Origin of the sequence: Ruminococcus sp. AF17-1AC, assembly GCF_003461385.1 — a bacterium.
Taxonomy (GTDB): domain Bacteria; phylum Bacillota; class Clostridia; order Oscillospirales; family Ruminococcaceae; genus Hominimerdicola; species Hominimerdicola aceti.
Map to the genome: position 1 here is coordinate 31,495 of NZ_QTWZ01000017.1, position 20,635 is coordinate 52,129.

General features: G+C 35.5%; 35 protein-coding genes and 2 pseudogenes. 1 reads left to right on the forward strand and 36 read right to left on the reverse strand.

Features of this window, described 5'->3' with window-relative positions; all coding sequences use genetic code 11:
• Nucleotides 1-58 precede the first annotated feature (58 nt).
• The 4 genes from DWW81_RS10630 to DWW81_RS10640 form a co-directional block, all read right to left on the reverse strand.
• Nucleotides 59-1,570 (reverse strand): recombinase family protein, encoded by a 1,512-nt coding sequence (locus tag DWW81_RS10630; protein WP_181982724.1) that lies wholly within the window; start codon nucleotides 1,568-1,570, stop codon nucleotides 59-61.
• Nucleotides 1,571-1,657: 87 nt separating this feature from the next.
• Nucleotides 1,658-1,771, reverse strand: coding sequence for a DUF3789 domain-containing protein (locus DWW81_RS10635; protein WP_117897719.1), 114 nt, complete (start codon nucleotides 1,769-1,771; stop codon nucleotides 1,658-1,660).
• Between the two features lie 12 nt (nucleotides 1,772-1,783).
• Nucleotides 1,784-1,942, reverse strand: coding sequence for a hypothetical protein (locus DWW81_RS13285; protein WP_181982725.1), 159 nt, complete (start codon nucleotides 1,940-1,942; stop codon nucleotides 1,784-1,786).
• Nucleotides 1,935-2,282 carry a type II toxin-antitoxin system PemK/MazF family toxin gene (locus tag DWW81_RS10640; RefSeq protein WP_117897720.1) on the reverse strand — a complete coding sequence of 116 codons (348 nt, stop codon included), beginning with the start codon at nucleotides 2,280-2,282 and terminating at the stop codon, nucleotides 1,935-1,937. The genes DWW81_RS13285 and DWW81_RS10640 overlap by 8 nt, the downstream gene beginning before the upstream one ends.
• Nucleotides 2,283-2,528: 246 nt before the next feature.
• On the opposite strand from DWW81_RS10640, the gene DWW81_RS13290 reads away from it, so the two are divergent.
• Nucleotides 2,529-2,687, forward strand: coding sequence for a hypothetical protein (locus DWW81_RS13290; protein WP_181979935.1), 159 nt, complete (start codon nucleotides 2,529-2,531; stop codon nucleotides 2,685-2,687).
• Between the two features lie 164 nt (nucleotides 2,688-2,851).
• On the opposite strand, the gene DWW81_RS10645 is transcribed toward DWW81_RS13290, so the two are convergent.
• The 32 genes and pseudogenes from DWW81_RS10645 to DWW81_RS10805 all read right to left on the reverse strand — a co-directional run bounded on the left by DWW81_RS10645 (nucleotide 2,852) and on the right by DWW81_RS10805 (nucleotide 20,047).
• The gene (locus DWW81_RS10645; protein WP_117897721.1) at nucleotides 2,852-3,406 is read right to left on the reverse strand and encodes a hypothetical protein; all 555 of its coding nucleotides are present in this window, start codon (nucleotides 3,404-3,406) and stop codon (nucleotides 2,852-2,854) included.
• 315 nt (nucleotides 3,407-3,721) lie between these two features.
• Nucleotides 3,722-3,925, reverse strand: a complete 204-nt coding sequence (locus DWW81_RS10650; RefSeq protein ID WP_117864172.1) for a Mut7-C RNAse domain-containing protein — start codon at nucleotides 3,923-3,925, stop codon at nucleotides 3,722-3,724.
• Nucleotides 3,926-4,059: 134 nt separating this feature from the next.
• A complete protein-coding gene (locus DWW81_RS10655) occupies nucleotides 4,060-4,590 on the reverse strand; it encodes an ImmA/IrrE family metallo-endopeptidase (RefSeq protein WP_117897722.1) in 531 nt (176 codons plus the stop codon).
• Nucleotides 4,587-4,964, reverse strand: coding sequence for a helix-turn-helix transcriptional regulator (locus DWW81_RS10660; RefSeq protein WP_117864176.1), 378 nt, complete (start codon nucleotides 4,962-4,964; stop codon nucleotides 4,587-4,589). Before DWW81_RS10660 ends, DWW81_RS10655 begins: the two co-directional genes overlap by 4 nt.
• A 105-nt stretch (nucleotides 4,965-5,069) precedes the next feature.
• Nucleotides 5,070-5,825 carry a WYL domain-containing protein gene (locus DWW81_RS10665; RefSeq protein WP_117897723.1) on the reverse strand — a complete coding sequence of 252 codons (756 nt, stop codon included), beginning with the start codon at nucleotides 5,823-5,825 and terminating at the stop codon, nucleotides 5,070-5,072.
• 369 nt (nucleotides 5,826-6,194) lie between these two features.
• The gene (locus DWW81_RS10670) at nucleotides 6,195-6,581 is read right to left on the reverse strand and encodes a hypothetical protein (RefSeq protein ID WP_117897724.1); all 387 of its coding nucleotides are present in this window, start codon (nucleotides 6,579-6,581) and stop codon (nucleotides 6,195-6,197) included.
• Between the two features lie 16 nt (nucleotides 6,582-6,597).
• Entirely contained in the window at nucleotides 6,598-7,284 is a 687-nt protein-coding gene (locus tag DWW81_RS10675) for a polymorphic toxin-type HINT domain-containing protein (RefSeq protein WP_181982730.1), read from the reverse strand.
• An 8-nt stretch (nucleotides 7,285-7,292) separates the two neighbouring features.
• The gene (locus DWW81_RS10680) at nucleotides 7,293-7,805 is read right to left on the reverse strand and encodes an immunity 42 family protein (RefSeq protein WP_117897726.1); all 513 of its coding nucleotides are present in this window, start codon (nucleotides 7,803-7,805) and stop codon (nucleotides 7,293-7,295) included.
• A 1-nt stretch (nucleotide 7,806) separates the two neighbouring features.
• A pseudogene (locus DWW81_RS13415) lies at nucleotides 7,807-8,352 on the reverse strand (polymorphic toxin-type HINT domain-containing protein); the annotation flags it as partial.
• 91 nt (nucleotides 8,353-8,443) lie between these two features.
• The gene (locus DWW81_RS10690; RefSeq protein ID WP_117864188.1) at nucleotides 8,444-8,848 is read right to left on the reverse strand and encodes an SMI1/KNR4 family protein; all 405 of its coding nucleotides are present in this window, start codon (nucleotides 8,846-8,848) and stop codon (nucleotides 8,444-8,446) included.
• A gap of 10 nt (nucleotides 8,849-8,858) precedes the next feature.
• A pseudogene (locus tag DWW81_RS13420) lies at nucleotides 8,859-9,377 on the reverse strand (polymorphic toxin-type HINT domain-containing protein); the annotation flags it as partial.
• Nucleotides 9,378-9,507: 130 nt separating this feature from the next.
• Nucleotides 9,508-9,939: a hypothetical protein gene (locus DWW81_RS10700; RefSeq protein WP_038671820.1), complete on the reverse strand. Its 432-nt coding sequence runs from the start codon at nucleotides 9,937-9,939 to the stop codon at nucleotides 9,508-9,510.
• A gap of 45 nt (nucleotides 9,940-9,984) precedes the next feature.
• Nucleotides 9,985-10,299 (reverse strand): DNA/RNA non-specific endonuclease, encoded by a 315-nt coding sequence (locus DWW81_RS10705; RefSeq protein WP_181984652.1) that lies wholly within the window; start codon nucleotides 10,297-10,299, stop codon nucleotides 9,985-9,987.
• Entirely contained in the window at nucleotides 10,274-10,597 is a 324-nt protein-coding gene (locus DWW81_RS10710) for a DUF6572 domain-containing protein (RefSeq protein WP_117897729.1), read from the reverse strand. Before DWW81_RS10710 ends, DWW81_RS10705 begins: the two co-directional genes overlap by 26 nt.
• A gap of 5 nt (nucleotides 10,598-10,602) precedes the next feature.
• Nucleotides 10,603-11,265, reverse strand: coding sequence for a polymorphic toxin-type HINT domain-containing protein (locus DWW81_RS10715; protein WP_181982727.1), 663 nt, complete (start codon nucleotides 11,263-11,265; stop codon nucleotides 10,603-10,605).
• 89 nt (nucleotides 11,266-11,354) lie between these two features.
• Nucleotides 11,355-11,597 (reverse strand): hypothetical protein, encoded by a 243-nt coding sequence (locus tag DWW81_RS10720; protein ID WP_117864196.1) that lies wholly within the window; start codon nucleotides 11,595-11,597, stop codon nucleotides 11,355-11,357.
• Between the two features lie 6 nt (nucleotides 11,598-11,603).
• Complete coding sequence (locus tag DWW81_RS10725; RefSeq protein WP_117945387.1) at nucleotides 11,604-12,386, reverse strand: polymorphic toxin-type HINT domain-containing protein; 783 nt, start codon at nucleotides 12,384-12,386, stop codon at nucleotides 11,604-11,606.
• A gap of 15 nt (nucleotides 12,387-12,401) precedes the next feature.
• Nucleotides 12,402-12,674: a hypothetical protein gene (locus DWW81_RS10730; protein ID WP_117864200.1), complete on the reverse strand. Its 273-nt coding sequence runs from the start codon at nucleotides 12,672-12,674 to the stop codon at nucleotides 12,402-12,404.
• Between the two features lie 19 nt (nucleotides 12,675-12,693).
• A complete protein-coding gene (locus tag DWW81_RS13620) occupies nucleotides 12,694-13,290 on the reverse strand; it encodes a polymorphic toxin-type HINT domain-containing protein (protein ID WP_347562319.1) in 597 nt (198 codons plus the stop codon).
• Between the two features lie 95 nt (nucleotides 13,291-13,385).
• Complete coding sequence (locus DWW81_RS10740) at nucleotides 13,386-13,934, reverse strand: immunity 42 family protein (RefSeq protein ID WP_117864184.1); 549 nt, start codon at nucleotides 13,932-13,934, stop codon at nucleotides 13,386-13,388.
• The gene (locus DWW81_RS10745) at nucleotides 13,909-14,589 is read right to left on the reverse strand and encodes a polymorphic toxin-type HINT domain-containing protein (protein WP_117934695.1); all 681 of its coding nucleotides are present in this window, start codon (nucleotides 14,587-14,589) and stop codon (nucleotides 13,909-13,911) included. The genes DWW81_RS10740 and DWW81_RS10745 overlap by 26 nt, the downstream gene beginning before the upstream one ends.
• Before the next feature lie 55 nt (nucleotides 14,590-14,644).
• On the reverse strand, nucleotides 14,645-15,115 hold the full coding sequence (locus tag DWW81_RS10750) for an SMI1/KNR4 family protein (RefSeq protein ID WP_117897735.1): 471 nt from the start codon (nucleotides 15,113-15,115) through the stop codon (nucleotides 14,645-14,647).
• A 17-nt stretch (nucleotides 15,116-15,132) separates the two neighbouring features.
• Nucleotides 15,133-15,432 (reverse strand): HNH endonuclease, encoded by a 300-nt coding sequence (locus DWW81_RS10755; RefSeq protein WP_181982728.1) that lies wholly within the window; start codon nucleotides 15,430-15,432, stop codon nucleotides 15,133-15,135.
• A 36-nt stretch (nucleotides 15,433-15,468) separates the two neighbouring features.
• The gene (locus DWW81_RS10760; RefSeq protein WP_117897738.1) at nucleotides 15,469-15,897 is read right to left on the reverse strand and encodes a hypothetical protein; all 429 of its coding nucleotides are present in this window, start codon (nucleotides 15,895-15,897) and stop codon (nucleotides 15,469-15,471) included.
• Nucleotide 15,898: 1 nt separating this feature from the next.
• Nucleotides 15,899-16,177 carry a hypothetical protein gene (locus tag DWW81_RS10765; RefSeq protein ID WP_147338098.1) on the reverse strand — a complete coding sequence of 93 codons (279 nt, stop codon included), beginning with the start codon at nucleotides 16,175-16,177 and terminating at the stop codon, nucleotides 15,899-15,901.
• Nucleotides 16,178-16,381: 204 nt separating this feature from the next.
• Nucleotides 16,382-16,930 (reverse strand): DUF6707 family protein, encoded by a 549-nt coding sequence (locus DWW81_RS10775; protein ID WP_117897744.1) that lies wholly within the window; start codon nucleotides 16,928-16,930, stop codon nucleotides 16,382-16,384.
• 33 nt (nucleotides 16,931-16,963) lie between these two features.
• The gene (locus tag DWW81_RS10780) at nucleotides 16,964-17,497 is read right to left on the reverse strand and encodes a hypothetical protein (RefSeq protein WP_117897746.1); all 534 of its coding nucleotides are present in this window, start codon (nucleotides 17,495-17,497) and stop codon (nucleotides 16,964-16,966) included.
• A 12-nt stretch (nucleotides 17,498-17,509) separates the two neighbouring features.
• Nucleotides 17,510-18,145 (reverse strand): polymorphic toxin-type HINT domain-containing protein, encoded by a 636-nt coding sequence (locus tag DWW81_RS10785; protein ID WP_117897748.1) that lies wholly within the window; start codon nucleotides 18,143-18,145, stop codon nucleotides 17,510-17,512.
• 156 nt (nucleotides 18,146-18,301) lie between these two features.
• A complete protein-coding gene (locus DWW81_RS10790) occupies nucleotides 18,302-18,772 on the reverse strand; it encodes an SMI1/KNR4 family protein (RefSeq protein ID WP_117864208.1) in 471 nt (156 codons plus the stop codon).
• A gap of 14 nt (nucleotides 18,773-18,786) precedes the next feature.
• Complete coding sequence (locus tag DWW81_RS10795) at nucleotides 18,787-19,176, reverse strand: HNH endonuclease (protein WP_117897750.1); 390 nt, start codon at nucleotides 19,174-19,176, stop codon at nucleotides 18,787-18,789.
• Nucleotides 19,177-19,722, reverse strand: a complete 546-nt coding sequence (locus tag DWW81_RS10800) for a polymorphic toxin-type HINT domain-containing protein (RefSeq protein WP_181982729.1) — start codon at nucleotides 19,720-19,722, stop codon at nucleotides 19,177-19,179.
• A gap of 115 nt (nucleotides 19,723-19,837) precedes the next feature.
• Nucleotides 19,838-20,047, reverse strand: coding sequence for a hypothetical protein (locus tag DWW81_RS10805; protein WP_117864217.1), 210 nt, complete (start codon nucleotides 20,045-20,047; stop codon nucleotides 19,838-19,840).
• Nucleotides 20,048-20,635: the final 588 nt, after the last annotated feature.

The following is a 20,635-nucleotide window of genomic DNA, read 5'->3' on the forward strand; positions in this document are numbered from 1 at the left end:
ATCCAGTGCCAAAACTAACAAAGAAATGCCCTGCAATTTTACTGCAAGGCATTTTCTGTTATATATTTTCTTTGAACTTCAATCCGCCAATCAAGTGAAACTCCAGCTCATGCTGATCTATTACCACGATCTTCTCAACGATACTCTCAAACGTAGATTCCTCAAACTCGGTTATCGGCTTATCTCGCTTTTCAAAGAAGTCGAACAGCATTTCTATCTGTTCAAGCGTTTCATCCTCATCGTCGGAACGTGAAAGCTTCTTCAGCTCAACTTGCAGCTTATTGATTTTAGCTGTAAGCTCCGTAGTCTGTTCAATATACTTAGCCTCGTCCAGAAATCCTTTTGTTTTCAGCCTTGCGAGTACATGGGTCTGCTCCTTAAGTTTTGCGATTTCTTTGTGAATATCCATAACATTGGTGTTTCCGCTAAATTTTTTCAGCTTTAAATCCTGTAACGACGTTTGGAGAGGTACAAGAATTTGCTTGTAATTGAATAACAGTTTGTTGTGAAGTATTATAAAACTCTGCCTAATAAACTTTTCCTCAATTCGTTTATTTGTGCATAGTTGCGCTAAATTATCATGCCTGCGGCAAACCCAGTATATTTTATCACCACTACATTTACGCTTATATTTTGTTCCGCAGTTGGCGCATATAATTTTTCCGCTGAACGGTGATTCTGACAATATGTTCTTATGCTTTCTACATTCTATTAGAGCTTGTGCTTTTTCAAACATTTCTTTTGATATTATCGATTTGTGTGTGGCTTGAATATAATATTGAATTAACTCACCTTTATTAGGGAGTTTTCTATACGGAAGTGTATTCGTGGTAAATGTTTTTTGATATTTTGAATCACCGATATACTTTTCATTGGACAAAATATATCGAATGCCGTAATAACTAAAATTATCCTTATATGATGAATACTTATTTTGACAAATTTCTGAAATTCGCTGATAACCAATACCATTCAGAAACATCTCAAAAATCTCTTTTACTATCTGAGCTTGTATTTCGTCAATAATTAACGAGCCACTACTTAACTTATAACCAAAGGGCGCAGAAAAAACATTTATTGTTCCTTTTTCAAATCTTTTCTGATAACTCCATTTTATATTTTTTGAGATCGAAGTTGATTCCTCCTGCGCCAAACCTCCCATAATTGTTATCATCATTTCATCGGTCATATTGGCAGTATCGATATTCTCTTTCTCAAAATATATCGTAATTCCCAGCGATTTCAGTTCTCTGACGTTTTTCAGACAATCCCTTGTATTTCGGGCAAAGCGGCTTATTGACTTGGTGTAAATTCTGTCAATTTTACCCTTTCGGCAGTCCTTCATAAGTCTCTGAAACTCGTCACGCTTGTCCTCACGGGTTCCTGTGATACCTTCGTCGGCATATATGTCGATCAGTTCCTCTGTTTCCGAATCCTCAAAAAAATGACTGTAATACCTTGTCTGAGCCATAAAGGAATTGAGCTGATCTTCGCTGTCTGAGCTTACTCGGCAATATGCTGCACAACGGATTTTTGCTGTTTGTTCTTCTGCTATTGTAGGCTGTATCACCGTTACTGTCGGCATTTTCTCACTCTCCTTTCAACCAACAAGAATACCACAAATCTTTTCAGAATGATATTACCAAACCCGACAAAATTACTTGTCCGAATTTGACATATTTTCATCTGCCTGCTTTGCCGCAGTACAGAGACACATTGCGAATACTCCTGCTGTACCGCCTGCAAGCAATCCAATAATAAATCCTAACATATCAATACCTCCTCACGCTGCGTCCCTTGAAGACGGGAACTGACCGTATATATCTTCCGTATTTTTGCTGTTAAAATTCTGTTTATCGTCTGCATCAAGAATTTCATCAAGCTTGTCCGCAAATACTCTTGCCATAAAATCACAGTATTCTGCTTGTCCAAATTTAGTCATCAAAATCAACTCCTATACTTATTTTCATCGCTTTTTCTACTTTTTCCATAAGTTCAAAATCAACTGAACTCACGTAACTTTTCAGTCGGTATCTGTCTATCGTTCGTATCTGTTCCGCAAGCACGATTGAATCCTTGGGCAATGTTTTTGAACCTCGGATATGAATATGAGTGGGAAGATAATGCTTTTTTGCCGTCGAAAGCGGAAGAACCACGATCGTTGGGCTGTGCCTGTTTCCCACATTATTCTGTACCACCAGCACAGGACGAATACCGCCTTGCTCTGAGCCGACCACGGGATTCAAATCTGCGTAAAAAATATCTCCACGTTTAATCAGCATTTCATTCACCTTTTCTGTATCTTACACACTTATGAAACGGACAAAACAGTACGTCGGTATTCCTGTCATACCACACACAGCCGCTGCACTTATGTTTATTTGGTAGTTTAACAACATGAATGTTATTCATATATCAGCCCCCTTATCTTTTTATTTCAATATGTAAATGGCGGTCTGCTAAAATGTGCAAACCGCCATATAAATTCGTTTTGCCTTCGTCTGATTCGTTATTTCAGACGATTTTCCGTGATATTTGTTCTCAACGACCGTCACGGCGGAACTCTGCAAGCTGCGGTCAGCGTAACCGCATCATGGGACTCTCACCCGCTATATCAGCCCTCACTGGGAAGTATCATTATCCTCACACGTTTCATCGCCGACTTTGGTTGCTGTCCAAAGGTCTGAACGTCATGGTTATCGCTCGCTTTTTGAGGTCGTCGCGCATGGTTCATTTGGCTGCCGAGATTTCATACCGACCGTGTGATTAACGTACTTGCAGAGTTGATATTCTGTTGTCAAGTTTCTGTCGGGAAAATTCTCCGAATTATTTTCATTGATTTTTCCCTTCACTACTTACTGGCAACGAAATTGAGATTTGTAAGGGATTTATTTTTCGTTTTCAGCGCTTTCACCAAAATACGATGTACTTTTTCGTGCATTGTTTGTCTGGTTACGCTATATTTCTTGGCAAGATCATTCTGACTTTTATTCATCCAAAAAAGCTGATAAATAATTTCACGTTCGTATGGCTTGAGCTTTTTCATGACTTTTTTGAGCTTTACCAAGTCATGCTCCAAGTCTAACTGCTCTAAGATACGCTCCTCAAGCGGAACAACTGTACTGTCCTTGAGAATCTTCTGCTCGTAATTTCCGCCGTATGTATACTGCTCCAATGAGAGGGGGATGACCTTCTTCCAGTTTCTATCCTTTTGCGTATATTCTCCGTGATCTTTCTTGGAAAAGTGATCCGAATACTGGCTTTCCTCGCATTCAAGAACGCTATCTCCAAAGCTGATAAACCAACGGTTTTCTTCTTCCTTTGCTTTGAGATACTCAGCTTCCGTAAATTCGGAATACTTCTCACTTCCGCTGTTTCTGTTGTATTCAAAATATTTTGTTTTCATCGTAATTCCTCCGTTTTGATTTTCTTGTTTGAATCAAAACGAAGGCTTACGGATATTTGGCAATGCTGCACTGCCATGCCTTAAAAATGGGCATAAAAAAACTCCCATTCCGCTTTTAAAGCAGAATAGGAGTTCAAAAAAAGAGGCAGAAATCCTGACATAGCTTTAAAAGCTACCTGTCAGGCTTCTACCTCATTCGTAATTTCTTACTAAGACTGCATACGCATATACAGCCCAAATCCCATATTCACAGATGGGTGGATGATGCTCTGTACGAGTAATTTGATATACTTATTTTATTTATATTTCTCATTTTCAATTCTCTGCGGTCAGACCTATCAGTTTACCGCATTTGTGACACTTCGTGAGATAATCACCTTGTTCGGCTGTTGTGGCTACGATCCTGTTTTTGCACCATGTGTTTTGCTTATCCGCAAGTTTTCCACCGCACAACGGACATCTCAGCGGCGGCATGGACGGCCTTTTTCCGACTTGACGGATCTGTGAATCAACTAACATTCTTCTGTCCTTTCTGTTCGCTTTTTAGAGAACATTATGAGTAAAAATATAACCGAAATTCGGTTATATCATATTGTGTGAAGCAAGGCAGATCTTCATTGCTTGCCCGGACACCTGAAACAGCTCTGCCATTTTTAAAATTTTAGCGTTAACGTTTGATCCGTGCATTGAAAAAACGCCTTTTTTATCTGCATTTTCGGCATAAGTATCGAAGCAGCAAGAGCGTCTGCCTGCCATTCGGTTTTAGAATTGCTTTCTGTCGTTGTCTTGGCGGCGGATTCCTGCGAATTATCAAAAATCTTATGGTGCAGTATCCAATGTGAAAGCTCATGGGCAAGAGTGTACCTGTATCTGCCCATATTTTCTTCTTCAAGCAAAGCTTCGTCGATGAGTATCGTTCCGGGCTGAACCTCGATAATAGTGTACTGCTCATTTTCTTTGTCATACACAGGGACAAAGCAGTTTTCAAATACAGTCTGGCCGAGGACGTTTCCCGATTTTCTCAGTTTTACATATTCTATCGTCAGTTTGTATTCAACCTCGATGATTTCCTCTATTGGTATGGATCGGGGAGCGCCGTAAAGATACATGCCGTTTCGGTAATTTTTCAAAAGTCCGTTTGCAATGCAGTCAAGAGCGCTTTGTCTGTAGAACATTTCGTTCATGGTTTTCCCTCCCTGCTTTTTCTAAGCTTATCAATAAAATCCTGCCATTCTTCGTCCGTAGCGTCCAGATCCTTTGCAGTTCTGAGAGCGGAAACGATCACACGGTTGTCTTTCAGAAAAGCATTCAGATCTTTCGGTATCGGATTTTTTGCCGTCTGCTCCAGAGCGGCAAGGTCGTAAAACCTTTCGGATTCCTCTTTATTCAGCGCCAGCTTACTCACCATTTTTTGCATGACTTCCATACTCGGAGCCGCTTTTCTGCCTTTTTCCAGGTCGCACAGATATACGGGAGATATGTCAACCAGCTTCGCAAAGCCCCTCAGCGTTATTTCCTTATCAAGACGTTTTTGTTTCAGGTATTCGCCAAAAGTCATAAATCTTCAATCCTTTCAATCCTTGTTCTCTTTTCTGCGAACGTCTTGTATCTATTATATCGAACGTAAATTCGATTGTCAATAGCAAAAAAATGAGGTGCACAATTATGAATGCACCTCAATGATAGTTTCTCCCATTTGCACAAACTGATCTATTGCATTTTGTGGAGATTGTATACAAATTTCGCCCTGATACTGAAACAGCCACGCATAAAATGTAGGACTCAGCTCTACTTTTACCTTTACGCAGAAAAATTGACGATCGGTTCCGATTGTATCAATATTGTCTCCAAACTTATCTATAATGGCTTTCATGTGCTTATTTTTACATTTCAGTATCACGTCTGAAGACTCACCGCAGAACATTTTAAAGGTATGTGCAATAAAGTCCTTCAGCACAAAATCTTTCGGACACGGTTTGGAAGGATGGTCTGTCAGAGATATATTCGCTAATCTGTCTATCCTGAAAACCGTTATATCTCTGTGTTTTTCACAATACCCCACAAGGTAATACCTGTCGTCGTTCCACACGGCGGCATAGGGACTGACCGTATATGTATAACCGTTATGCTTGAGAATTTTTTCTCTTTTTTCGTTATATTCGTAATACTGAAAACGGATTGTACGTCGCTGCGTGATCGCAGTGTTGATGATATCGGCATAATATATGCTTTTACTGTCCGCCTTATTTTCGCTCGGCTTCTGAATGAGATTTCTTATTTCTTCCTTTTGATAGTCGCTCAAAGGAGAAAACAGCTTGTCTATCAGCTGGAAGGATTTTTCTTCCGAAATAAACTGAGCTGCGTTTACTGCGTCGCACAGCATTTTTATCTCCGAAAGCTCCATGCCCCTGCTGCCCATAAAATATTTATTCTGCGTACTTTTATCGCAGATAATATCGTAGCCTGCGTTTCTGAGCTTTTCTATATCAGAGGGGATCGTGTTTCGATGAGCATATACGCCCTGCTACGACAGTTTTTCAATAAGCTGATTTGTAGTCAGCTTATGATTTTCATCTGTTTCTTTTATCAGTATTTGCAGTAATGCCAGAAGCTTATTCATACGTCACCTTGAGATTTTATAATTTTGATTCTTATATGTGATACTCTTTATTTTTCCCTTGCAATCGTATTCAATTTTTTGGTTTATCGCCAACAAGGAGATTGCCAGCATTGATAAAACCCCTGCCTTGTACGGATGATTATCCGTTTTTACAATTTTCTCACCACATCACTGCCCATAAACAAGAGGAACGCCTGATGCTAATGATGGATCAATATTATCAAGAATAGAATCAAATACTGTATTCTTGATATATTCTTTTAATGATTCCTTGATTTTAACATCGTTAGTACCAAGATAAAATCTGATAATTGCAAGTTTTACAATATCCAAAAAATCATTATAAGACATTCTATAAGTATCACCCTCAAAAGTTTCAAATTGATAATACTCTTTATTATCATTTGATTTTTCAAAAAAACACCAGCAAAGCTCGGCTGTCCAGTTTTCTTTCTTATTAACACATTTAATAAACTTTTTAAAGTGACACGCAGCTAACGTATTAATAAGTAATTCAACACATTCATTTGCCTCATTATTTACAAGTAAATTCATAAAAAGCTCCTTCTATTTAAACCGATGGATACATGGTAATAAGCTTATTATCTCTAATATAAAAATTCCATGCTTTTCCAGAATTATCAAGTGCAGTAACAGGTCCTCCACTTACAGATTCAGGAACATTAGCATACGCGTCCAAGCCGCGATCAATAAAATCATCAGTGCTGATTACATTTGAATCATATATCGTCTTAGTGGCTTTTCCCGTTTTTGTATTTGCTGTATATTCAACATAAGTTACACCGTCTATACCACTTACATTTTGGATATTATCTGTTAGATCACCACCAGCAATATCAAGTTCACTTAAAAAGTGACTTTCTTCATGGCAGCCATTTATCGTACCGTTTGGCTTTGCTCCAGTATTGTCAGCTGTACCTTCAAGGTGTTCCTTAAGGGATTGCTTATTTTCAGGTGTGCAATTCTTGTTATGCACCCAAACAGCACAATCACCAACAAAATAAGTATGATAATCTTCAACCTGAAAATTGTAAACAGTAGCAGGCTCGTGAAGTTCTTCAATCCGATGTTTCTCAACAAACAAATCTTCGCCATTTACGCTGATAAGTTTATCACCAACGAGAAGATTTCCTGCATTGATAAAGCCTCTGCCTTGAACGTAGAACGGGTGATTATCAGTTGTTACAATTTCTTCGCCGTTTATCGTGAGATGAACGAGCTTGTCTAGTAAGGATATTTATTTGTTCAACCTTCAAATTCACCTATGGCTTTTTCAATCTCTCTTATTATCTGATTAACTTCATTTTTATCGAGAATGACTTCCGTTATTGCTGATTTGTCAAAAATATGAGTCGATTCTGCAACATCATACTCCAACTTCGCAGCAAGAATTCGAACCATTCCTTTTCCTTCAACCGCAAAAACAAGATTATCTATATCTGTCAAATCTGATGTAGCAAGCAGATACCTGTAATCATTATCATCATTATTGTCGACATCTGGAAATACAAGTTTATACAAAGATTTAAATAAAATATCTGTATCCATATTATATATCATTTCATTAACCGGAATACCAATCAATGATTCCTTGATATCATAAATACTTACCGGTACTACTGCATTTATAACTACATCTGGAAATAATTTGCCATCAATACACAAAGCAAATAATCCGTTATTATCTTTTATAGAATTATTCCAATCTGCTACTCTGTCAAACAATACAGCAAATTTATAAGGATTACCAATTAACATATTACCATCCTTTCAGTTTTAGACCAAATTCATTTTTAAATGCTTTAAGTATATCTTTGGGTATATCTATTGAACGTAAAGAATTAGCACCTTGATTAGTTGAACCACACCAATGCCATTCAGTTCCTTCAGCATTACTGAAAAAGCGATGAACAGTCTTTGTTGATTCTTCATAAGTATATCTACCTTTCCCCATAGTTGAAACGCGCGAATTCTCAAATAATTCAAATGAATTTCTTGGCTCAATACCAGCATTAGGACGATTTCCAGGTTGACCACGGGTATGTTTTGGATTGGATTTATAAGTTAATCCATTCTTTTCTGATTTTCTAGGCTCTGGAACAGGACACCGATCATTATGCACCCAAACCGCAGATTCACCAACAAAATAAGTATGATAATCCTCAACCTGAAAATTATAAACGTCAACAGGCTCGTCAAGTTCTTCAACCCGATGTTTCTCAACAAACAAATCTTCGCCATTTACACTGATGAGCTTATCACCGATAAGAAGATTTCCTGCATTGATAAAGCCTCTGCCTTGAACGTATAAGTGTTGAGTATATGCTGAATGCTTCCTGCAACTTGCCGTTTAAAAAGGCTATTTGTGAGTTGGATATAAATTTTGATAATTGTTTTTATCTGTTATATATCAATTTTATAAAATCATCAAAATCATCAGATAATGTAACGGCATCATTGACAGAAATCGATTCAAAAGGAATTTCAACAATTTTTACTGCTGAATTTCTCCTATCAAATGCATATGCCATATCCCCACCATCTGAACCAAAATATAAAATTTCTGGTGTAAACTCAAAAACACCATATTCCTCATTTAAAGAGATAATATCTTCAATTGACCATATAACGAGATACGAATTTTCGCCTATAGAACCCTCAGCCCCGTTATGAGATAGCAAAAACTTTTTATACTGTTCCGGAAATTTAATTTTTAATTTATCTTCAGTTTTATTTATTTCTAATGGATTGCTTGGTTCATTCAATTCCATATCCGTCATATATTTTTCCGCTATATTCATTCTTCTTTCCTCATTTCATTTGATTTTTTGCTTGAGCTTGTATTCGCTTCCAAAACTTGGTGTATTTTGCATGTTCAGACTGCGTAAGCGCAATTTTATTAGAATGGTTCGTTGGGCTACCACTAAATTTAACAGGATGTACTTCATGAATTTGTTTTCCTTTTAATTCAGGATTTTGTCTATGAATCTGAGCATTTTCACTATTAGCAGATTTTCTTGCTTTTGTATATTCTTCTCCTTCAAGAAGTTTAAGTTTTCCATCTGGCTTTGGTCCACCTTTTGGATAACCTTCCCAATCTGTAATCTCAATCTCACCATTCTTGCGTACGATGCACTCCGCATTATGTACCCAAACCGCACACTCACCAACAAAGTAAGTATGATAATCCTCAACCTGAAAATTATATACGGAAACAGATTCAGCAGTTTCTTCAATGAAGAATTTCACAATTACTAAGTCTTCACCATTCACACTGATAAGCTTATCACCAACAAGAAGACTTCCTGCATTGATAAAGCCTCTACCTTGAACGTATAAGTGTTGAGTATAGACTGAATGCTTCCTGCAGCTTGCCGTTTAAAAAGGCTATTTGCGAGTTGGATATAACTTCACCTAATTGCTCATTGACTTCAATCATAATTTTATCTTTTAAAATTTATCAATGACTTATATTTTTTTTGCATTCATTAAACCATTCTTCGACTAACTCAATTACATCCTTATCATAAACATCAGTTACATTTTCATAATTGTAATTTGAGTCAAATGACTTAGAGTTAACATTGTATACTAATTTGAATTCGTGTGGACACTTTGCATCATAGGTATCACAAAGCTCAACAATGCTTTCTATATCTTCTATTCCACAATGAAAGAATTCCTTAATTTGAGCATCTGAACACCAATCATTGGTTGTGAACAACTTGCCATCTTTCTCAAAAAATGCGTCAATATACTCTTCGTTATCATTTTGTAATATGTATACATATATAACGTCTGCACTCTTTTCAGAATTCTTAAGTAATTCAAGGCAAAGCGAAATAACATTAGCTTGTGCATCAACAAATGCGTCTTCAAAACCTTTTAACATAGCAGATCTCCTTATTGTTAGATTTTAATTATTTGTTTTTTATTATTAGTTTTTAAAATGTCGATTGAATAATTTTCCATCGATTTTGTACGAAACATCAAATGCTGATGGACGCGACGAACCATTTTTATATGAAAGGTTTATATCAATATCCGTTACTTTTTGACCATTTTTTAATGCAGTAGACCATTGTTTTTCCATATTTCTATATGTCTTAGAATCCCCTTTTATACCTCGGTTTAATCCGCTTTTCTGTGATACAAGGTTATCCAATTCTGGTGAACCACCGAATTGATCAGCAAACAAATGGCCTGCGTCATCACAACAACGAATATCATACAGGTCTATATATCCATTCAAATGTGTATTCGTTATTTATTACAGTCTCTTTTATTTTGTTGAGAAAAAACTCAACCTCTTTAGTAGGCTTGTGACAGAAAATAATTTTTATATTAGGGGTCTTGCCATTTCCACCGAAGTCTTCATATATCTGTCCTGATGCAATATAGTCTAAATAATCGTTTACTTTGTCCTGAAGAACCTCTAAGTGCGCTCTTAATATCTCTGAATCCCATGGAATGTGATCACTAATGCATAATGTCACTTTATCATCATCTTCATGACCAAAATCTATAACATTTCTATCCAATACAGACATCTTTATTAACCACCACCTTTTTTAAATAATAAACTTGTAACTCCATCCCGAGTCAAATATATATCTTGAGGCTCTATATCATATGTTCCATATTTTTTACCCACTACTTTTCCACCATATTTAGCTATCTGCGGATATAATTCCTTTTGATTTTTTGTTAAAGGAGCAGTTTTAGAGGCTTTAACTTCAATAACGCCTTTATCATTAAACAAGTCAACTCTTGTTCTATTCTTACTTAGATTGCCATTTTCGCCATAAGCCCTTATCGTCACTTGTCTTTTAGTATTCGGGTGTTCTTTCATCTCTAGGTTATACTGAGCTAATTCTGCTTTTTCACCATCAGCATAATTTTGTCGAAGCTGCTCAGCAGTACAATCATTATGCACCCAAACCGCACAATCACCAACAAAATAAGTATGATAATCTTCAACTTGAAAATTATAAACGTCAACAGGCTCGTCAAATTCTTCAACCCGATGTTTCTCAACGAACAAGTCTTCGCCATTTACGCTTATAAGTTTATCACCAACGAGAAGATTGCCTGCATTGATAAAGCCCCTGCCTTGAACATAAAACGGGTGATTATCAGTTGTGATAATTTCTTCACCATTTGTTATAAGGTGAACAAGCTTAATTCTTATAAAAAGAGGAATGACGGAACATTTCAAAAGAATATTTAGGACTAAATGCTTCCTCGTCTATTTTTACAATACCATTCTCAAAATCCATAAAATAGCTTCTTATCATCAACGTAGTTTCATTCAATTGATTTTTTTATTTCAGCCAAGAAATTCCACCATTTATATGGATCGGGAAATTCTTTTATATAAAGATTTCCGAGATATCTAGGATTGCACATTGCTTTTATTTTTTTTATAGATAATTCTGATAAGTCACCATTTTTATCGTATTCATCAAGAATTTTAGCAATCCTATTAGCATCCTGCATATGATCATTGTTCTTAAGATAATTATAAAGAATAGTTAGTTTTTCTTTCATACTAATTCACCTATCAATTGCACCTGTATATTTTCCACCATCAGTAACTACTTGCCATCCGCCGCCTGTTCTTGATATGCCATCATCAGCAATAAGTGCCCATTCAGGTTGTGCAGCTACTTTTCCCTCAAGTAAAATTTGTGATCGAGTAAGTTGCATTTGGCTCTCAACAAGTGCAGTATTATTAGGCGGTAATGCAAGATTATTAATTCTTTCTGCCGGTGTAGCTCCAGCAGAACCTCTTGTAACAAAAATTCCTGATGCATCACCAGCAGATGCCTCAGTTATCGTAAAAACTTCTCCAAGGTTTCCTTCACGACTATATATTGGTCCATCAAAAGAATCAATCATATCTTGCACAGCAGTATCATCCAGGCCACGATCAGATAATATTATTCGCATCTCTGACTCAGAAAGTTCTGTGTATTTATCCGGTTCAATTAGATTATAATCAGAGCTTGCATTATGCACCCAAACCGCACAATCACCAACAAAATAAGTATGATAATCTTCAACCTGAAAATTATACACGTCAACAGGCTCGTCAAATTCTTCAACCCGATGTTTCTCAACAAACAAGTCCTCGCCATTTACGCTTATAAGTTTATCGCCAACGAGAAGACTTCCTGCATTGATAAAACCCCTGCCTTGTACATAAAACGGGTGATTATCAGTTGTTACAATTTCTTCACCATTAATTGTGAGGTGAACAAGCTTTTCTACCTGACGGACATACGTTTCAAGAACCGTTTTCGGTGCGGTTTCAAGCGTATTCGTATTTGCATACAACTTTTATATTACACATTAATTTAATTTAAATTGTTTCATTTCAAAAATTAATCTATTATCATAGTCTGTTGGGTTATCACTAAATGCCTCTTCTGCCAAATCTATCAATTCGGATGAAATATGTATCTCATTTTCCAGTAGATTTTCAAGAAAATTTTCAAGTGCCACTCGTTTTTCTCCATACATAGCTAATTCCGCTGCATCTAAAAGAAATTCTTTAACTGTATCAACATTTTTGAATTCACTCGATATTTTTTTCATAAATTTATCATATGCTTCTTTTTTCATCACTAATTCTCCTAACACTTTATCGATTAATAGGAAATCCCGTAACTATTCCTTCACCGCCAGGTTCAACAATAACTCTAACATCTAATCCATGATTTCTACCTTCAACAATAAACCTAACTGGTCGTCCATTTCTTGTGGTTAATGGAGCATTTGCATCAGGACCTCCTATTGTAACAGGAGCGTTACGTCCTCCACCAGGTCCTGTTGATTGTCTCCATGTTGAATTTGGACTATTGGCTACATCTTCAACGGCTTTTATAGCGTAATCGTCTGTCCAAGTGTCAGGAAAAGCACTATTGCCAAATCCCCTATTGGGGCCATGCCCAGGATCATTAGGCCCTTCACCCTCTAATATATGATCTCTTCTTGAAGTACTCACTTTACATTCCGAATTATGCACCCAAACCGCAGATTCACCAACAAAATAAGTATGATAATCTTCAACATGAAAGTTATAAACGTCAACAGGCGCGTCAAGTTCTTCAACCCGATGTTTCTCAACAAACAAATCTTCGCCATTTACGCTGATAAGTTTATCACCGATAAGAAGGTTTCCAGCATTGATAAAGCCTCTGCCTTGAACGTAGAACGGGTGATTTTCGGTTGTGATAATTTATTTACCGTTAATTGTCAGATGTACAATCTTGTATACTTGTCGGGCATATAGTGCAAGATTCGCTGATTATTAAATGTACCAATATTCAAATCTTAATTCCACTTTATCTCTTCAAGTTGAGCAATAACATTATTAACATAATCTTTTTCGAGGATTATTTCAGTTACTTTTGAATTACATAAAACATCTCTTTTCTCTTCAAAATCATACTCTGCTTTTGTACCAAGTATTCTAATTTTCCTTTCTTTTCCTACAGCAAAAACAAGATAATTATCATCAACTAATTCATTTGTAGAAAGCAAATATCTAAAATCATTATCCCTGTTTTCTTCATCACTTTTCTCATCATCAAACTCTGGATATACAAGATCATACAAAATCAAAATTGCATCTTTTGAATCCATGTCAAATATTTTTTCATCAACTGGAATTCCAGATAAAGCTACTTTGACATCTCTAACACCTACAGGTATTACTGCATTTTCAATTTCATCAGGAAATAATTTTCCATCAATACATAGTGCAAAAAAACCATTATTATCTGTTAAAGATGGATTCCATTTTTTTACTCTATCAAATAAAACTGCAAATTTATAAGGATCGCCAATTAACATATTATCTTCCTTTCCATTTAACACCATACTCTTTTGTAAATGTTTTTTTAATATCTTTGGGTATCTTTGTTATATTCAAAGAATTTTTTCCTTGATTTTCTGAACCACACCAGTGCCATTCTGTTTCCTCTGCATTTGAGAAAAATCTGTGAATCGTATCTGTTTCTTTTTCATATGCATATCTATGACCAGTTTTTTCAGTTGAAGCAATCGAATCCTCAAATAATTCAAATGAATTTCTTGGCTCAATACCAGCATCTGAACAATTACCATCTTGACCAGGCGTATGTTTTGAATTTGATTTATATGTTAAAGGTTCGCCATCTGCTGTTTTGTGTTTTTCCGATTTTCTTGGTTCAGGAACAGGACAAGCTTTGTTATTATTATGCACCCAAACCGCAGATTCACCAACAAAATAAGTATGATAATCTTCAACCTGAAAATTATAAACGTCAACAGGCTCGTCAAATTCTTCAACCCGATGTTTTTCAACAAACAAATCTTCGCCATTTACGCTGATAAGTTTATCACCAACGAGCAGATTTCCTGCATTGATAAAACCCCTGCCTTGTACATAAAACGGGTGATTATCTGTAGTTACAATTTCTTCACCATTTATTATAAGGTGAACAAGCTTTTCTACCTGACGGACATACGTTTCAAGAACTGTTTTCTCCGCAATCTAAAGTGTCCGGATTAGCTGCCATGATCTTGTTATAGGAAACAATTCACTTCATCTATTCATCCAAATAAAGAAGATTCAAGAATTCTGAAAATGATGATGCAATTTTGTCCATTAACAGAGTTCCTGTTTCTGCATCCTCATATTCATGGTTACAGAAATATATATTCCCATAAGTTTCGGCATTTAATGAAATACACACATAATTTCCGGCTGGATCTTCAGCAATAGCTAAATAATCTTTAGTTAATGCTTTATCATTCCATAATGTAAAACAAATATTTTTCAAGTTATATATCTCATAATTTTCTTCTTCATATATGATGTAAAACATTTGTATCAAGCTTCGTGATTCTTTGTTATTAACACTATTATGATAGTTAAACATCAGATCATCTTCAGGCATTCCTCCGTTATGTGCAAGCATAAATTCTTTATAATCAACTGGTAATTTAACTTTTAACTCATTTTCAAACATTTGAAGTTTTTCTTCATTAAGTTTTAAACCACTATTTATCAACATCATTTTTATTCTACTCTTTCTTATAAACTATTTCTTGCTATAGATGCTCCACTAGTATGTGGAAAATTACTATGTACATCCGTGCTAACAAGTAACATATGCTCTCCATCTTCTATATGATGCCATGTGTAGCCTATTGGAGCCTTTGAGCCATTTCTTCCTATAGCCTCATTTGCTGCACACTGATATGCATCAGCACAGTTCTCATCAAGCTTAATTGTCTCTTTTGCCAGGCTGAACGCCTGTTGTAGTTGACCGTTCATAAATGCGGCTTGAGAATCAGAAATAAAACTTTTAAGCTGATCTTTTCCATATTCCATTACAAACCCACCTTTCCTCATTAGTCAATATAATAATTAGGACTTATAATAATCTACATCGTGAATAATGACTTGTTCAACGATGTCATCTGGGCAGTAAATTCTTAAACCTAATTTTTTACTTGTATAACCCTCGCCGTCATCATCTAAAAGTAAATCATCAGTTGCTTTCTTCAATTCTTCAAGTGTTATATTAACAGATGGATTAAGGATGATTTTTACGTTGTTATACAGCAAACATATTTTTTCATCTGTCATATCTGGAAATAATTCAATTGCCTCAAACTCTAAATTCTCGCTTAAAAGAATATGAAAAAATCCATAATCATATGAATGCTTGTTTTTTTGGGGATACCCATACATAGACTGTGAAATAGGTGTTCCGAACACTTTAATTGCAGAGTCATTAGACGCATTGAAGCAAAGTGTTCCAATCTCCGTGTAAGGGACAAATATCAAATCCATCTTATTTTCCTCTCTTCCATTCGTTATACTTGCTTATCAAATCATTTAAATTCGTTTGTGCTTCATCAATGGAACTATCATATTTTCCAGGGAACTGACTTGTGATGTCTTCAACATCCATATCAAATGCTTCCTGAAATTTTCCTTGCTTAAGCAATGCTTTTTGATCAGCGCGATACTGATCAGAACCAGCTTTACGTCCAAAACTTGCAGTGTTTTTATGATCCGCCTGACTCATTGAAATAGCCGGACCGTTAGGCTTGCCATTATAGGAGTCCATGAACTCAGAAAAATCATCTGGATACGCATCACAGACTGATAAGCATCTGCACAGTTCTCATCAAGTTTAATTGCTTCATTGGCAAGGTAGTACGCTTCATGATATTGTCCATTTATAAAAGCAACTTTGGAATTTGAGATTAATTCATAAATGTTGTTATTTTGGATTACAGGCATATTATCACCCTCTCTCATGTTTAGCAACCTATTTAACCTTTTTTAAAATAGCTACAAGATCTCGAATATCGCTATCAAACTTTTCGTCTGGAATAGGAAAGTTACCTGCTTCTCTAAATCTTACAGCGAATTGTAGTTTAGAAAATCTCCATACTTCCGCTAAGGATTTTGGTCGATTTTTTAACTCTTCTGCTATGTTTAGATCCATTTTTCTTTCATATGAATCAACCAAATTTTTATATAATTCTGGATGACGATACTTGTTTACTTTATCCATTAATATGTGAGATTCTTTATGCATTCCTCTTTCCCGAAGAACTCTAGATTTTAGACACATTGTCATGTCAGGGATAAACCATAAATTATAATTCCCAGAAAATTCGACATCCTTAACTAAATCACACACCTCAATCATTTCATCATAAAAACCATAGATATACAACCACGTTGCAAGTGAAGAAATATTTCGTAAATCATTTTCGGATTTAAAACTACATTTTTTTAATATTTTATTGCAAAGGCTTTTCACTTTCTTCTTTTCAACAGTATTACTAATTCTTTCAATTAATTCTTCCACCAAAAGCATCTCCTAGTTTATCAAAAATCACATTTAATCATTTAGATTATGCGTAACTCTCATTATTTCCCAGTGAACTTCCATGTCGCACACCTCTAAATTCTCTACAGAATCTGCTCCATTTAGAAATAATGGAATCTTGTAACTTGCGCATTCACTATTCAACAATTGATATCCTTCTGTAGATTCGAACCATTCTTTAAAGAAATCTAAAGCAAAGCAATCGTTCGTATATTCTATTACAACATAATCAAAGAATTTCTCAATGCCGGCATCTGTATCATACACCTTGCCTGTACCAGGTTCAAAAAATATTACAGTATTGGTATCATCACTTAAAGCAAAAACACGTCCTAACCAGTCATAACAAACAACTTCAATTTTTCCTAAGTAATCAATATAATATTCCGTGACTATCTTTTCCCATTTATTCTTTTGTTCTTCATTAAAAAATCTAAATAGCCCGTCGAAAAAACTTAATCCCGAGACACTTGAAAGAAATGTCACTACAGAAGTGATTTCTTTACCTACAGGCAATTTAACAAAATTAAAAAAATTATCAAACATATATTGCTCCCTTTATGGTGTTATTTTATCTACCATCTTAAAATTCCTAAGAACTGTTCCTTCAGCTAAATCTCCAGTACCGTTTTTAAATTGTCTTCCAAGGCTTCTATTTACGCTTCGATCAAGACCTTGCTTATTTGCATCGACATCCATACCGTCAAATTGGATGTCCTGAATGTGATCAATGTCTTGACTTTTTGGAATATTATTTCTTTCTCTGAATTGCTTATTGGAACTAGAGCTTGTTTTTCTTTGTGAATCTATTTGATCTTTACTTGCTATTTTAGTATCCGCTTCACTAAGCTGTTGACACTTCTTATCAGCAGCTCGCTTTTGATCATCAGTCCAACCATCCTTATATTCAGCTTCAACGTCATATGAACCGTCTGGATTCTGTGTTGTTTTACATTTATTATGTACCCAAACCGCACACTCACCAACAAAGTAAGTATGATAATCCTCAACCTGAAAATTATATACGGAAACAGATTCAGCAGTTTCTTCAATGAAGAATTTCACAATTACTAAGTCTTCACCATTCACACTGATAAGCTTATCACCAACAAGAAGATTTCCTGCTTCGATAAATCCTCTGCTTTGAACATATAAGTGTTGAGTATAGGCTGAATGCTTCCTGCAACTCGCCATTTAAAAAGGCTATTTGTGAGTTGGATATGAGTTCTGTTAGCTGTTCATTATTTTGCATTGATTAACCTCTCTTATATAAAACATTTTATCGGTGAAATACCAATTGTTTAATCTTAATAACAACCTACACGTTCTCCACATTATATGTTACTTTTATCACTCATCTGGATACAATTTTTCAATAAACACTTTGAAAGAATCCGTTATTTTACTTTTCATCAAATAGCCTGTATCAGAATCCTCGAATTCATGATTAAGAAAATATACTGCACCGTAATCATTTGAAGATAATGATATGCAAATTACATTTCCAGTGGGATCATCTGCGATTGGTATCATATCAACCGGAATTGTTTTCTCTCTTCTCATTACATTATAAATGAACTTAATATTATTCTTTTCGCATTCTACATTTGGAAAAAAAGAAAAGAACCTTCTTATTACTGATGTGTTTTCTTGTTCAGAAACTTCATCATAAAAATCGTAAAGCATATCTGGTTCAGGTGTTCCACCATTAGCATTAACAATAAACTCTACATAATCTTCAGGTAACTTTACACCTAAATAATTTCCAAATTCTAAAACATCCTCATATAAAACAGGTTCAGCAGAATTTAATAATCTCATTTCTCATTGCTCCTTTAATTATTTTTTACAATTGAAGCACCACCAGTATGAGGAAAACCTCCCAAGGTAGCATCATGGACACTCGAATCCACCAACAACATATGTTTACCATCCTCTAAATGATGCCACGTGTATCCGTCTGGTGGATTTGCGCCACTTAGACCAATTTTCTCATTTGCTGCTTTAAAGTCCTTATAATTATTACCAGTCATATTAATCTCCACAGGATCTGGATAATCCGGATGTGAAAATGGTGAAAAATCAGGATATCCTTCTTTACTATAAGTTACTTGAACATTTTTTCCATTTATATTCTTAGTATAGGTAATTGAACCATCAAGGTTTTCACCTTTTTCTACAACATCTGATTTTGGTGATCGTGGTTTACAATTCTTGTTATGCACCTAAACCGCACAATCACCAACAAAATAAGTATGATAATCTTCAACCTGAAAATTATAAACAGTGGCAGGCTCGTCAAATTCTTCAACCCGATGTTTCTCAACAAACAAATCTTCGCCATTTACGCTGATAAGTTTATCACCAACGAGCAGATTTCCTGCATTAATAAAACCCCTGCCTTGTACATAAAACGGGTGATTATCTGTAGTCACAATTTCTTCGCCGTTTATCGTGAGATGTACCAGCTTGTCTACTTTGCGCACATAAGTCTCAAGAACAGTCTTTCCTGCCGTTTCAAGGGTATCAGGATTTGTTGAGATTACCACATCTCCTGCGGAAAGCTTTTCTATTGCAACAAGTCCTGTAGCTGTAAGAACCATAGTTCCAGCAATAAAACAAGCCATATTCTGTGATGCTGCACCACTGAAGGATGAAAGCATACTCACGCCCATCTGGAAACCATTATAAATATCACTCTGATGCAGCTTATTGTTCAATGCCGTTAATGGGTTATCGGGATCTATCATTCCCAGTCCCATCGACAGCATATCAAATCCGTCCATGCCATTAGAGATCGTTCCGCTGACTTTTGCTGTTGCTTGGATTGCGTTTCCAAATTTCGAACCGCAGGTTTAAAATACCAACGATAAGTAATTGAATATACTATTTCAATTTCTTGATATACTCATCTATTCCTAAAACAAGTACCTCCTGCAACATTTCCAAATAACTCTTGTTATAACCACTTTTTGCAATCATAATATCAAAGACCTGTCTTAACTTTCCATCAATCATAACCGTTACACCGGTTACTTTCTCTCCAGTAGTTGTATTTTCAAATTCTTCCGCCACTATACGCATTTTATTATCCATTACACACACTCCATTTAATGCTATTTTATAATCTTTACATTAGTAGCAGCTTCCTCTATCCATTCAGACCACGGTGCTGGCAATTCATAACTTCGTCCAGGTGTAGATGTATCAGTTAACTTTGGCGCTGTTCCACCTTGAACTCTTCTATATACTACGACTGAATATAACCAAAGTAATCATAATAATTTCTTTGTTCTATATTATACAACTGAGAAGCTTCTTCCGGTGTCATAGCGTTTCACTCCTCTTATCATAATTAAGTCAAACAAGAAAAACATTTATTTCACATAATAAGATGCCTTTTTGACTATATTTACACTTTTTTATTATACTTCGCCTTGAAATATTTGTCAAGTAAATTTTAGAATTCATTAATAATTTACATTTTGTCAACTATATTATCATATTTGACTGATTATACGACTTTTATTTAAAATTAACTAATCATTAAGTTCAAACGCCATGCAAGAGCAGAGTAAAATATTCTTAAAAACTGTCCACTGTGTTTGTCAAGCAAAAAGTGCATAAAATGGGTAATCCTGTATAATAAAACTTGACACATAAAAAACAATCAAAGTATAATAA

Coding starts and splice junctions, on each gene's coding strand:
- DWW81_RS10635 (WP_117897719.1), bottom strand. CDS start 1,771: ATGTTAGGATTTATTATTGGATTGCTTGCAGGCGGTACAGCAGGAGTA.
- DWW81_RS13285 (WP_181982725.1), bottom strand. CDS start 1,942: ATGACTAAATTTGGACAAGCAGAATACTGTGATTTTATGGCAAGAGTA.
- DWW81_RS10640 (WP_117897720.1), bottom strand. CDS start 2,282: ATGCTGATTAAACGTGGAGATATTTTTTACGCAGATTTGAATCCCGTG.
- DWW81_RS10645 (WP_117897721.1), bottom strand. CDS start 3,406: ATGAAAACAAAATATTTTGAATACAACAGAAACAGCGGAAGTGAGAAG.
- DWW81_RS10650 (WP_117864172.1), bottom strand. CDS start 3,925: ATGTTAGTTGATTCACAGATCCGTCAAGTCGGAAAAAGGCCGTCCATG.
- DWW81_RS10655 (WP_117897722.1), bottom strand. CDS start 4,590: ATGAACGAAATGTTCTACAGACAAAGCGCTCTTGACTGCATTGCAAAC.
- DWW81_RS10660 (WP_117864176.1), bottom strand. CDS start 4,964: ATGACTTTTGGCGAATACCTGAAACAAAAACGTCTTGATAAGGAAATA.
- DWW81_RS10665 (WP_117897723.1), bottom strand. CDS start 5,825: ATGGGCAGCAGGGGCATGGAGCTTTCGGAGATAAAAATGCTGTGCGAC.
- DWW81_RS10670 (WP_117897724.1), bottom strand. CDS start 6,581: ATGAATTTACTTGTAAATAATGAGGCAAATGAATGTGTTGAATTACTT.
- DWW81_RS10680 (WP_117897726.1), bottom strand. CDS start 7,805: ATGTTAATTGGTAATCCTTATAAATTTGCTGTATTGTTTGACAGAGTA.
- DWW81_RS10690 (WP_117864188.1), bottom strand. CDS start 8,848: ATGAATATAGCGGAAAAATATATGACGGATATGGAATTGAATGAACCA.
- DWW81_RS10700 (WP_038671820.1), bottom strand. CDS start 9,939: ATGTTAAAAGGTTTTGAAGACGCATTTGTTGATGCACAAGCTAATGTT.
- DWW81_RS10710 (WP_117897729.1), bottom strand. CDS start 10,597: ATGTCTGTATTGGATAGAAATGTTATAGATTTTGGTCATGAAGATGAT.
- DWW81_RS10720 (WP_117864196.1), bottom strand. CDS start 11,597: ATGAAAGAAAAACTAACTATTCTTTATAATTATCTTAAGAACAATGAT.
- DWW81_RS10730 (WP_117864200.1), bottom strand. CDS start 12,674: ATGAAAAAAGAAGCATATGATAAATTTATGAAAAAAATATCGAGTGAA.
- DWW81_RS10740 (WP_117864184.1), bottom strand. CDS start 13,934: ATGGTGTTAAATGGAAAGGAAGATAATATGTTAATTGGCGATCCTTAT.
- DWW81_RS10750 (WP_117897735.1), bottom strand. CDS start 15,115: ATGATGTTGATAAATAGTGGTTTAAAACTTAATGAAGAAAAACTTCAA.
- DWW81_RS10755 (WP_181982728.1), bottom strand. CDS start 15,432: ATGGAATATGGAAAAGATCAGCTTAAAAGTTTTATTTCTGATTCTCAA.
- DWW81_RS10760 (WP_117897738.1), bottom strand. CDS start 15,897: ATGGATTTGATATTTGTCCCTTACACGGAGATTGGAACACTTTGCTTC.
- DWW81_RS10765 (WP_147338098.1), bottom strand. CDS start 16,177: ATGGACTCCTATAATGGCAAGCCTAACGGTCCGGCTATTTCAATGAGT.
- DWW81_RS10780 (WP_117897746.1), bottom strand. CDS start 17,497: ATGTTTGATAATTTTTTTAATTTTGTTAAATTGCCTGTAGGTAAAGAA.
- DWW81_RS10785 (WP_117897748.1), bottom strand. CDS start 18,145: ATGGCGAGTTGCAGGAAGCATTCAGCCTATACTCAACACTTATATGTT.
- DWW81_RS10790 (WP_117864208.1), bottom strand. CDS start 18,772: ATGAGATTATTAAATTCTGCTGAACCTGTTTTATATGAGGATGTTTTA.
- DWW81_RS10800 (WP_181982729.1), bottom strand. CDS start 19,722: ATGCTGTCGATGGGACTGGGAATGATAGATCCCGATAACCCATTAACG.
- DWW81_RS10805 (WP_117864217.1), bottom strand. CDS start 20,047: ATGGATAATAAAATGCGTATAGTGGCGGAAGAATTTGAAAATACAACT.